Origin of the sequence: Actinoplanes utahensis, from assembly GCF_016862455.1 — a bacterium.
Classification (GTDB): Bacteria; Actinomycetota; Actinomycetes; order Mycobacteriales; family Micromonosporaceae; genus Actinoplanes; species Actinoplanes utahensis.
Window position 1 is genome coordinate 167,987 of record NZ_BOMZ01000044.1, and the last position, 11,261, is coordinate 179,247.

The 11,261-nt window shown below is 70.9% G+C and carries 7 protein-coding genes; 4 read left to right on the top strand and 3 right to left on the bottom strand.

Annotated elements, in window-relative coordinates; translation table 11 throughout:
• Nucleotides 1-145: 145 nt before the first annotated feature.
• Nucleotides 146-1,951: an anthranilate synthase family protein gene (locus Aut01nite_RS16985; protein WP_043521622.1), complete on the top strand. Its 1,806-nt coding sequence runs from the start codon at nt 146-148 to the stop codon at nt 1,949-1,951.
• Nucleotides 1,952-2,073: 122 nt separating this feature from the next.
• Here Aut01nite_RS16985 and Aut01nite_RS16990 read toward each other — a convergent pair whose 3' ends face one another.
• Entirely contained in the window at nt 2,074-3,087 is a 1,014-nt protein-coding gene (locus Aut01nite_RS16990) for a fatty acid desaturase family protein (protein WP_043521620.1), read from the bottom strand.
• A 201-nt stretch (nt 3,088-3,288) separates the two neighbouring features.
• On the opposite strand from Aut01nite_RS16990, the gene Aut01nite_RS16995 reads away from it, so the two are divergent.
• Nucleotides 3,289-3,561 carry a hypothetical protein gene (locus Aut01nite_RS16995; RefSeq protein ID WP_043521619.1) on the top strand — a complete coding sequence of 91 codons (273 nt, stop codon included), beginning with the start codon at nt 3,289-3,291 and terminating at the stop codon, nt 3,559-3,561.
• 87 nt (nt 3,562-3,648) lie between these two features.
• On the opposite strand, the gene Aut01nite_RS17000 is transcribed toward Aut01nite_RS16995, so the two are convergent.
• Together Aut01nite_RS17000 and Aut01nite_RS17005 are read right to left on the bottom strand one after the other, a co-directional pair.
• On the bottom strand, nt 3,649-4,389 hold the full coding sequence (locus tag Aut01nite_RS17000) for a hypothetical protein (protein WP_152628439.1): 741 nt from the start codon (nt 4,387-4,389) through the stop codon (nt 3,649-3,651).
• A 95-nt stretch (nt 4,390-4,484) separates the two neighbouring features.
• Entirely contained in the window at nt 4,485-7,118 is a 2,634-nt protein-coding gene (locus tag Aut01nite_RS17005; protein ID WP_043521617.1) for an MGH1-like glycoside hydrolase domain-containing protein, read from the bottom strand.
• 188 nt (nt 7,119-7,306) lie between these two features.
• Here Aut01nite_RS17005 and Aut01nite_RS17010 point away from each other — a divergent pair, with 188 nt between their 5' ends.
• Both Aut01nite_RS17010 and Aut01nite_RS17015 read left to right on the top strand, forming a co-directional pair.
• Nucleotides 7,307-9,349, top strand: coding sequence for an amylo-alpha-1,6-glucosidase (locus Aut01nite_RS17010; RefSeq protein ID WP_043521615.1), 2,043 nt, complete (start codon nt 7,307-7,309; stop codon nt 9,347-9,349).
• 48 nt (nt 9,350-9,397) lie between these two features.
• Nucleotides 9,398-10,861, top strand: coding sequence for a GGDEF domain-containing protein (locus Aut01nite_RS17015; protein WP_236642465.1), 1,464 nt, complete (start codon nt 9,398-9,400; stop codon nt 10,859-10,861).
• The last annotated feature ends 400 nt before the right edge of the window (nt 10,862-11,261 follow it).

The following is an 11,261-nucleotide window of genomic DNA, read 5'->3' on the forward strand; positions in this document are numbered from 1 at the left end:
CTGGCATGCGCGCACAGTTGACCAAGTGGTGGCCCGCCTGAAAGGCGGCTGTTTCCGCGCGTGACCACCCGCGGCCGCCTCCCCCGAGGCGGCCGTCGTTCGTTTCCGGCCGGTCTCGGCGGCGGCCCTCGTGAAAGAGGAGCCCATGCCCTTCGCCCTGCTGCACCGCGACGGAGCCGACCACGTCGAGGTGCTGACCGGAGACGTCGTCACCGTTCCCACCCTCGCCGACATCCCGTTGCGGCCCGGCACGCCCGTGCTCGCCGTGATCCCCTACCGGCAGATCACCGAACGTGGTTTCGAGTGCGTCGACGACGACGCCCCGCTCGAATGCCTGCTGGTCCGTTCCATCTCTCATGAACCCCTGGACGCCTTCCCGCCGCACGCGCTGACCCTGCGTGACGGCGGTTTCGACCTCTCCGACGACGAGTACGGCCGGATCGTGGAGGACGTGCTCCGCGACGAGATCGGTCACGGGGCGGGCGCCAACTTCGTGATCCACCGGGTCTACGAGGCGTCGGTGGAGGGTGACCCGCTGGCGGCGGCGCGGGCCGCGTTCGGCCGGTTGCTCGCCGGGGAGCAGGGCACCTACTGGACGTTCCTGGTCGACACCGGCAACCGGATCCTGGTCGGGGCGACGCCGGAGCGGCACGTCAGCGTCCAGGACGGGATCACCATGATGAACCCGATCAGCGGCACGTTCCGGCACGACTCCGGGGAGCTGACCGACTTCCTGCGCGACCCGAAGGAGATCGAGGAGCTGTACATGGTCCTCGACGAGGAACTGAAGATGATGGCCACGGTGGCCGAGCAGGGCGGGCAGGTCGCCGGTCCGTACCTGAAGGAGATGGCGCACCTCACCCACACGGAGTACCTGCTGGCCGGCCGGGGGTCGCTGGACGTCCGCGAGGTGCTGCGGGAGACCATGTTCGCGCCGACGGTGACCGGCAGCCCGATCGAGAACGCGTGCCGGGTGATCGCCCGCCACGAGCGCCGCGGCCGCCGCTACTACGCCGGGGTCCTGGCCCTGCTCGACCACGACGACGACGGCCGCCAGACCCTGGACGCGCCGATCCTGATCCGCACCGCGGAGATCACGCCGGACGGCATGCTGCGGGTTCCGGTCGGCGCGACGCTGGTGCGGCATTCCACGGCGGCGGGCGAGGTGGCCGAGACCCACACGAAGGCCGCCGGCGTGCTGTCCGCGCTGGGCGCGGTTCCGGCCCGCCCCTCGGTGGTACGCGAAACCGCCGTCACCCCCGAGGTCCAGGCGATGCTGGCCGCCCGCAACGACGACCTGGCCCGGTTCTGGATCGACTCCCGGGAACCGGACTCGATGATCGTCCCCGCCCTGGACGGCCGCAGTGTGCTGATCGTCGACGCCGAGGACACGTTCACCGCGATGCTGGCCCACCAGCTCAAGGCTCTCGGCCTCACGGTCACCAGCCGCCCGTGGGACAGCGTCTCCTTCCCGGAGGCCGACCTGGTCGTGCTGGGTCCCGGCCCCGGCGACCCGGCCGACCTGTCGGATCCGAAGATGGCCGCCCTGCACCGGCTGACCGGCTCGCTGCTGGACGCCCGGCGTCCGCTCTTCGCGGTCTGCCTCGGCCAGCAGGTCCTGTCGTCGCTGCTCGGCCTGGAGCTGGCCCGGCGGGACGCGCCCTATCAGGGCCTGGCCCGCGACATCGACCTGTTCGGCTCGGTCCGCCGGGTCGGTTTCTACTCCAGCTTCTCGGCGGTCTCCGCGGTCTCCACGGTGATCACCGATCACGGCCCGGTCGAGCTGGCCGTCGACCCGGCCGACGACACCGTGCACGCGCTGCGCGGCGACTTCTTCGCGGGGGTCCAGTTCCATCCCGAGTCGGTGCTGAGCCGGGACGGCGTCGACATTCTGCGGGAGCTTCTTCCGCCGTTGTTGTCCGGCGTGATTAGTCCCGCGATTACCGGGTAGCGAGACAGTGTCGGTGGTCCAGGGAGATCGAGAGCCTCTCCTTGGACCACCGACCCACTTCCGGTGTGTGTGACGTCAGGGCGCGGCTGACGGCCGAACCCCGCACCCGCGAGAGCTCCGCGCTAGGCGGCGTGACCGACGTCGTCGAGATGGCGCAGGGCCTGGGCGTACGACTCGACGAGTCCCGTCTCCAGATAGGAGATGCCCTTCTCCTGGCAGTACGCCTGGACGATCGGCTGGGCCCGTCGCAGGCTGGGCCGGGGCATCGACGGGAACAGGTGGTGCTCGATCTGGTAGTTGAGCCCGCCGAGCAGGATGTCGGTGGCCCAGTGCCCGCGCACGTTGCGGGAGGTGAGCACCTGCCGGAGCAGGAAGTCCGCCGCCTCGTCCCGGCTCAGCTCGGGCATGCCCTTGTGGTTGGGCGCGAACGCGCAGCCCAGATAGATCCCGAAGAGCCCCTGGTGCACGAGGATGAAGACGACCGCCTTGAGCGGCGACAACACCACGAAGACCAGGACGACGTACGCCGTCAGATGCACCGCGATCCCGAACAGCTCCTGGTATCCGCGCCGGCTGCGCTGGGCGAGCAGGAACCGCACGCTGGAATACCGCAGGTTGAGGGCCTCCAGCAGCAGCACCGGGAAGAACAGCCAGGCCTGGATGCGGTGGAAGAACCGGGCGACCGGGCCGGCCCGGCGCACCTGCCCGGCGGTGAAGGCGAGCGGACCGGCGACGCCGACGTCCGGGTCCTTCTCCTCGTCGTTGGGGTGCGCGTGGTGCCGGTTGTGCTTGTCGACCCACCACTCGTAACTGAACGCGACACCGAAGTTGGCGAGCAGCGTGCCGAGTGTCCGGTTGGCCGGGCCGGAGGCGAGGATCTGCCGGTGCCCGGCGTCGTGGCCGAGGAAGCCGAGCTGCGTGGAGAGGACCGCGAACACGACCGCCACCAGGAGCGCCCACCAGGAGTCGCCGATCAGGACCAGGGCCGCGATGCCCGCCACGCAGGCGGCGCCGAGCAGGCCGGCGTGAACGGCGTAATAGGCGGGGCGGCGGTCGAGCAGACCGGCTTTCTTGATCAACCGGGACAGCTCCGCATAGGTGCTGCCACGGGGCGTGGTGAGCTCGGCTGATTCCATGAATCACTCCCGTCACAGGGCGGTATCGATGATCGTCCGGGGGCGGTCGAGTGGTTCCGGGATCTCACCGTACAGGTCATTCCTGTGAAGTGGCAGAACTACTACTTGGAGGTGAAACAGGGGCGCGACGGCTCCTGAGGGGTTTACCGTCGGCCGAGGTACGGGTATCGGGCTGGCACCGATCACCTCCGGAGGGAACCCTTGTCCGAGCCGCACGTCACACTCGACCCGCGATCGCTCAACCCGGTGGAGGAGAAGCTGCGCGGCCCGCTGGAGGACCAGCTCAGCTCCGCCCTCCAGGCCGCCACCGTCAAGATCAGGCAGCGGTACGCCGGAGAGAGCGTCGACCAGGTCACCAGCATGCTCCTGGAGCAGGCCAAGGAAGGCCTGCACCCCGACATCGCCGCCGGATTCCATCCTGACCACATGCAGCTTCGGCACGTGGCCGAGGAGATCGTCTCCCACGCCCGCTGAGCCGTGCGAAACCACGCCCGCTGAGCCGTGAGAACCATCGTGCCCGGCCCCTCACGGAGCCGGGCACGAGTCGTGTCACCGCCGGGTTCAGGACTTGGCGATCTCCGACGCCGGCGGCACCTGCACGTCGACCGGGGTGCCGTAGTCGGAGTAGGTGATGTCGTACTTCGAGGCCCCACCGGCCGCGCCGAGCGAGGACATGTCGAGCTTGTAGTTGGTCAGGCGGCCCTCGCCGTCGAGCTTGGCCTCGAACGGCACCGACTTGCCGGCGACCTGGGCGGCCGCCTGGCCGCCGAGCCCGAGGGACTCCGCGGACTTCGACATGTCGATGGTGCCCTTGATGACGTCGCCCTCCCACTTGGCGTCGACCGCCGACTGCAGGCTCTTCGTCATCTGCGAGGCGTCGAAGCCGCCGAGCGAACCGGGGCCGCCGCCCTCGATCTTCCGCCAGGTCTTGCCGTCGAAGCCGGGCAGCGTGCTCGCGCCGTCCATCTTCATCTTCATGTAGGTCACGCCGTCGATGATGCGCATGGTCGTGTTCACCGTCTGACCCTGCGTGGTGACGTCCATGACGAACTCGTGGACCTTCTTCTTGCCGTCGCTGACACCGGTCATGGTGCCGAGCCCGCCCAGGTCCATCTTGGTCTTGTAGGACGTCTCCTGCATCTTCGTCGTGGCCTCGGTCAGCGCGACGGAGGCGTCCTTCTTGTCGCCGCCGAGCAGCCCACCACCGCCACCACCGTTGTCACTGGAACCGCATCCGGCCAGCGCGAGCGTCGCCGCCAGCATCAAGGACGCGCCGCCTCGCAGCATGGTTCGCCTGTTCACGTTGCCCTCCCCGTTCCGGGCCCGGCCTGGGGGCGCCGGGCACAAAGGAGGCACTTTAGCGACAGGCGTCGATCACACTCCGTCCGGGGCTCCGGTCACGACTGGTGCGGGCCGTGTAGGTTGAAGATCAGGTCCAGCACGAGGGCGCTCCAGCCGGTCTGATGCCACGCGCCGAGCCCGGCCCCGTTGTCCCCGTGGAAGTATTCCGGGAACGCGACCAGGTCCTTCCAGTCCGGGTGCTTCTGGAACAGGTCGGTCGCGCCGTAGATGGGCCGCCTCCCCTCCGCGTCCGGCACGAACATGCTGATCAGACGGCGGGACAGGTCGTCAGCGATCTCCCCCAGACCGATCTTGCGCTGTGACCCGGTCGGATATTCGGCTTTCAGGTCCTCGCCGTAGAACTCGGCGAACTCCCGCAACGCCTGGACCAGCAGGTAGTTGACCGGCATCCAGATCGGGCCGCGCCAGTTGGAGTTGCCGCCGAACAGGCCGCTGGTGCTCTCGGCCGGCTCGTAACCGACGGTGAAGTCGGAGCCGCCCAGCGAGACGGTGAACGGCTTCTCCAGGTGGGCCCGGGAGAGGGTGCGCAGCCCGTACTCGGAAAGGAACTCCTCCGGGTCGAGCAACCGGGCCAGAATCCGCAGCAGCTGATCCTGGCCGACCATGCTGAGCAGGCGCTGCTGGCGCCGGTCGGCGCCGCCCAGGCGCCGCGGGCTGATCATGTCGCCGAAGTCGCCCTGGTGGTGCAGCATCCAGCGGACCCGCGCGTTGATCTCCGGCAGCCGGTTGAGGGTCTTCGAGGTGAGCCGGGTGGTGGCCGCCAGCGGCAGCAGGCCGACGATGGACCGGACCTTGAGCGGCACCTTGTGCCCGTCCGGCAGGCGCAGCACGTCGTAGAAGAAGCTGTCCTCCTCGTCCCACAGCCCCTGCCGGTACGCCGCCTCCGCGATGTACGTGAAGTGCTCGAAGAACTTGGTGGCCATGTCCTCGTAGGCGGCGTCGTGCAGGGCCAGGATGATCGCCATGTCGAGCAGGTTGAGCGCGTACATGGCCATCCAGCCGGTGCCGTCGGACTGCTCGAGGACACCGGCGACCGGCAGCGCCGCCGACCTGTCGAACGGGCCGACGTTGTCCAGCCCGAGGAAGCCGCCCTCGAACACGTTGTTGCCGCCGACGTCCTTGCGGTTCACCCACCAGGTGAAGTTCAGCAGCAGTTTGTGCATCACCCGGGACAGGAAGTCGAAGTCGCGGCCGCCGTCGATGCGGAACACCTGCAGCGCCGCCCAGGCGTGCACCGGCGGGTTCACGTCGGAGAACGACCACTCGTACGCCGGGATCTGCCCGTTGGGGTGCATGTACCACTCCCGCAGCAGCAGCAGGAGCTGCGACTTCGCGAAGCCGGGGTCGACGCGCGCGATGCTGACGCAGTGGAACGCCAGATCCCACGCGGCGTACCAGGGGTACTCCCACGGGTCGGGCATGCTGATGACGTCGAAGCTGTTCATGTGCCACCAGCCGTTGTTGCGCCCGTAGCGTCGGCCCGGCGGCGGCGGCGCGTTCCCCGGGTCGCCGACCAGCCACTGCTTCACGTCGAAGTGGTAGAACTGCTTGCCCCACATCAGCCCGGCGACGGCCTGCCGGGCGACCGACTTCTCCTCGTCGCTCGCCGCCTCCGGCAGCACCTCGCCGAAGAACTCGTCGGCCTCGGCCAGCCGGTCGCGCATCACCGCGGCCCAGCCCTCCCCCAGGTCGGCGGGCGGCGGCGGGGCCTCACTGCGGGTCAGGCGCAACCGGAGGGTACGGGTCTCGCCCGCTCCCATCCACAGCCGGTAGTGCAGCGCCCCCTTGGTGCCGGTCCCGGCCGGGTTCACCGTCGGGGCGCGGTGGATCAGATGGTCGTTGATGCCGTCCTTCGGGTACGGGCTGCGGCCGGGCAGACCCCACAGGCGCTGCGCGTTCGTCTCGTTGTCGCACATCAGCGCGACCGGCGCGCCCTGCCCCTCCAGGGTGATGTGGCCCAGCGACCTGTGCTCGCCGGCGAGCTTGCCGGGCGTACCGGTGATGGTCGGGGTGTACCGCCCCGGGTACCCCCACGACCAGGTGTTGCGGAACCACAGGGTGGGCAGCACGTGCAGGACCGCCGGATCCGGGCCGCGGTTGCTGACGGTGATCGCGATGCAGACGTCGTGCGGCCCCGCCTTGGCGTAGTCGACGGTCACCGCCCAGAACCGGTCGTGGTCGAAGATGCCGGTGTCGACGAGCTCGTACTCGCCCTCGTTGCGGGAGCGCTGCCCGTTCACCCGGACCAGCTGGTCGTACGGGAACTCGGCCTGCGGATAGTGGTAGCGCCAGCGCATCCACGAGTGGGTGGGCGTGGAGTCCTGGTACCACCAGTACTCCTTGGCGTCCTCACCGTGGTTGCCGCCGTCGCCGCCGAGCCCGAACATCCGCTCCTTCAGGATCGGATCCCTGCCGTTCCACAGCGCCAGGGCGAAGGCGAACGTCTGCCGGTCGTCGCAGAGGCCGGCCATGCCGTCCTCGTTCCACCGGTACGCCCGCGAGCGCGCGTGGTCGTGCGGGAAGTAGTCCCAGGCGGTGCCGTGCTCGCTGTAGTCCTCCCGGACCGTTCCCCAGGCGCGCTCGGCGAGGTAGGGACCCCACGCCCGCCACGGCTGCTCCCCGGAATCGGCCTGAGCCAGGCGTACCCGCTCCGACACGTCCGTTCTCACCCCCACAACCCGATATCCCCCACTACCCGCGGTTCAGCCCGGAGTCGATCACACTGGGACCGAAGCTTGTTCACGACCCGCCTTGATCATGGCCTATCTGCGACGTAAAAGCAGACTTCTGCACCGTCGTGAATAAGCTTCGGCAGTTACGGACATGTGTCACGCGCGGGTGGTTCGAGGGGTTCCTGATGTCCACGGTCCGGCCGATCATGTTCGGCCCTCAGGTCTGCGCCCGCCTCGCTGAGGGCGCCGCACGAGAATGGCTCGTACCCGACGGTCTCGGCGGTTATGCCATGGGAACCGTGAGCGGTTTGCGAACCCGTCGATACCACGGCCTCCTGGTGGTCGCGGATCACACCCCGGCGTCCCGGCATCTGGGACTGGCGTCGCTCGACCCGGTGGTCACCCTCCCCTCCGGCGCGATCGTGCGGCTCGGCGTGCACGAATGGGCCGACGGCGCGATCGCCCCGGCCGGGCACCGGCTGCTCGCCCAGTTCGCGCTCATCGACGGGATCCCCCGGTGGCGGTGGCGGCTCGGCGACGTCGTGATCGAACGGGAGATCGCGACCGTGCACGGCCGGCCCGCCGTCGCCGTCGTGCACCGGCTGATCTCCGGCGGGCCGGTCCGGCTCCGTCTGGAAGCCCTCTGCACCTGGCGGGACGTGCACGGGGAACGGACCGCCGCGGGCCCGTCGCCCGCGGTCGCCCCGGCCGCGGACGGCTGCGTGATCGAGGGCGCCTACCGGCTCAGCGGCCCGGGCTTCGCACCGGGCGGCGACTGGTTCCGGCAGGTCCGGCACCGCACGGAGGACGAGCGCGGGCTCACCTCGACCGAGGACCTGTGGTACGCCGGGAGCTTCCACACCGCGCTCGACCGGCCCGGGGAGACCGCCGAAGTGTCGGCCTGGGCCGGCGACCTCGACGCGCCGCCGCCCCCGGCCGGGCCGGCCGTGGCCGCCGCCCGGGCCCGCAACCGGGCCGTCGTCGCGGCGGCCGCGCCCGCCGACGAGACCCAGGCCGCCCTCACGCTGGCGGCCGACGCGTTCGTGGCGCGCACCGCCGGCGGGCCGGACGTGGTCGCCGGATATCCGTGGTTCGGGGCGTGGTCGCGGGACACGATGATCTCGTACGAAGGGTTGTTCCTGGCCACCGATCGGGCCGCGGAGGGGCGGGAACTGCTCCGGGCGTACGCGGCCCGGCTGTCCGAGGGGATGCTCGCCAACACCGCGGACACCGGGAACGTGGAGTACAACACCGTCGACGGCACCCTGTGGTTCCTGCACGCGGTCGGCCGGCACGTGACCCGTACCGGCGACGACGACCTGGCGGCGGCGCTGCTGCCGGCCCTGCGTGACGTCGTCACCCACCACCTCTCCGGCACCCGCTACGGCATCGGCACCGACCCGGCCGACGGCCTGCTCCGCGCCGGCCTGCTCTCCCCCTCCGCGCCCCTCTCCCCCGCCGCTGCCGGGCGCCCTTCCGCCTCTCCCTACCTCTCCGCGCCCTTCTCCCCCTCCGCTGCCGGGCGTCCCATTCCCGGGATCGCGCTGACCTGGATGGATGCGCGGGTCGACGGGTCTCCGGTGACGGCCCGGGCGGGCAAGCCGGTCGAGGTGAACGCGCTGTGGATCAACGGGCTGGCGACGATCATGGAGCTGTCCGCGCGTACCGGGATCCCGGCCGGCCCCGCCGAAGCCGCCCTCGCCCAGGCCCAGGCCGGTTTCGCCCGCCGCTTCCCCGCCCCCGGCGGGCTGCTCCACGACGTCGTCGACGGCCCCGGCGACGATCCGGTGCTGCGGCCCAACCAGCTTCTCGCCTGGTCCCTGCCGCACGCCCCGGCCCGTCCCGATCCCGCGGCACTGGACCGGCTGGGCGCGGTGCTGCTCACCCCACTCGGGCCGCGGAGCCTCGCCCCCGGCGAACTCGGGTACGCCGGCCGGCACCGGGGCGGCCCCGCCGAACGGGACCGGGCCTACCACACCGGGACCGTCTGGCCGTGGCTCACCGGCCCCTGGGTGACGGCCTGCCACCGGGCCGGCGTCGACGCCCGGGCGGTTCTCGAGGACATCGAGGCCCACCTGTCCGAACACGGCCTCGGCTCCGTCTCCGAGACCGCCGACGGGGACCCGCCGCACCGGGCCACCGGCTGCCCCTTCCAGGCCTGGTCGGTCGCCGAACATCTGCGCGCCCGCCGCCCCGGGGCGGACCCGGTGACTTTTGGAACCCGGTGAGGCCCGATTCGCACCCGTACGGCAACCTTGCCCCGGGATGCTCACCTGGTGCGACGAGATCGGTGGACCTGGACCGCCTGGGTGAGTGTGCTGGCGATCTGCATCGCCCTGCGGGTGGTCCTCGACACCACGAGCGGCGATTACCTGATCTCCGTGGCGCCCTACATGATCGTCAGCTTCGCCACCCCGGCCGTGATCCTGATCGGCACGCTCCGGCACCGGCCCCCACATCTGGCCGGCTGGATCCTGCTGGTCGTCGCCCAGGTGGTCTACGCCGCCGCGGACGCCGTCACCGTGGCCGACGAGTTCCTCTCCGGGGAGTACCTCGAACCGACCCCGGCCGACCTGCTCTACTTCGCCTACTACCTGCTCATCGCGGCCGCCGTGCTGCTGTTCATCCGCCGGCGGAGCCCCGGCTGGGACCTGCCCAGCATGATCGACGCGCTCGTCGTCGCGGTCAGCGCCGGCCTGATCGTGTGGGTCTTCCTGCTCCAGCCGCTGACCGGCGACTCGGAACTGCCGTTGGGCGCGAAACTCACGCAGACGGCGTACCCCGTCCTGGATCTGATGCTCCTGATCCTCGCGGTCCGTCTCGCGATGGGCACCGGCACCCGCGGCCCGGTCCTCTACCTGCTGCTCGGCAGCCTCGTCACGATGCTCAGCGTGGACACCGTCTACCTGGTGCAGGGCATCATCGACGGCGCGGCCGTGTCCGAGGCCTACCTCGACGTCGTCTGGATGATCTCGCTCGCGCTGCTCGGGCTCGCCGCGCTGCACCCCGGCGTCCAGCACTTCGACCAGCGCAGCAACACCGCCGTGCCGGACGCGTCCCCGATCCGGCTGGGGGTGCTCACCGTCGCCGTGCTGATGGCTCCCGGCGTTCAGGTCGTCGTCTGGATGCTCGACTGGCCGCTCGACATCCCCCTGATCAGCGGCACCTGCGCCGTCATGTTCCTACTGGTCATGGCCCGGATGGCCGGTCTCGTCGCGGCCCAGCGCCGGGCCGCGGTCACCGACTCGCTGACCGGCCTGCACACCCGGCGGCACTTCACCGAGGCCCTCGACCTGGAATGCCGGCGCGCCGCCCGCACCGGCCACGACGTCGGCCTGCTCATGATCGACGTGGACCACTTCAAACGGGTCAACGACAGCTACGGCCACCCGGCCGGCGACCGCGTCCTCGTCGAGGTCGCCCGCCGCCTCGCCACCGCCACCCGCGCCGGCGCCGTCGTCGCCCGCTACGGCGGCGAGGAGTTCATCCTGCTCGCCCCGCAGACCGGCCCCGCCGACCTGCGCGCACTCGCCGAACGCCTCCGCACCGAGATCGCCGGCCTCCCCGTCGACCTCGGCGGCAACCTCATCTCCGTCACCGTCTCCATCGGCGCCGCCGCCGACCCCGCCCCGGACCCGGAGTCCCTGCTGCGCGCCGCCGACCAGGCCCTCTACGCCGCCAAGGCCGCCGGGCGCAACCGCTCCGTCCTGGCCACCCCGATAACCCCCCAGGCCGCCTGACCCCGCTGCGGCGGTCTGCCCGCTTCCGGTCCGCGGCGGTTCTCTCCCACCATGCTCCGGTACGGGCCACACAACGTCCCGTGCCTCGCGGCGGCCACGGCAGGCATCCCCTCACGGCCGCCCCGCAGACGCGGGTCATGCATGCCGTCCCGGTCACCCCCGGCTGGTCGTCACGGCCGAACAAACCGGAACCGACCCGGAACCGCTCCACGCCGGGATCCGCCGCAACAGTGCCGGCACCACCCCGACCTTGTGGTGTGGTGACCTGCGGCTCGCACCGCACCACACATCACCACGCAACCCGCCAACCGCCCGCGTGACGACCTACGGCCCACACCGCACCCCACATCACCACGCAACCCGCCAACCGCCCGCGTGACGACCTACGGCCCACACCGCT

Excerpts from the sequence above, each read along its gene's own strand:
- Aut01nite_RS17010 (WP_043521615.1), top strand. The coding sequence starts at position 7,307 with ATGTCCACGGTCCGGCCGATCATGTTCGGCCCTCAGGTCTGCGCCCGC.
- Aut01nite_RS16985 (WP_043521622.1), top strand. The coding sequence starts at position 146 with ATGCCCTTCGCCCTGCTGCACCGCGACGGAGCCGACCACGTCGAGGTG.
- Aut01nite_RS16990 (WP_043521620.1), bottom strand. The coding sequence starts at position 3,087 with ATGGAATCAGCCGAGCTCACCACGCCCCGTGGCAGCACCTATGCGGAG.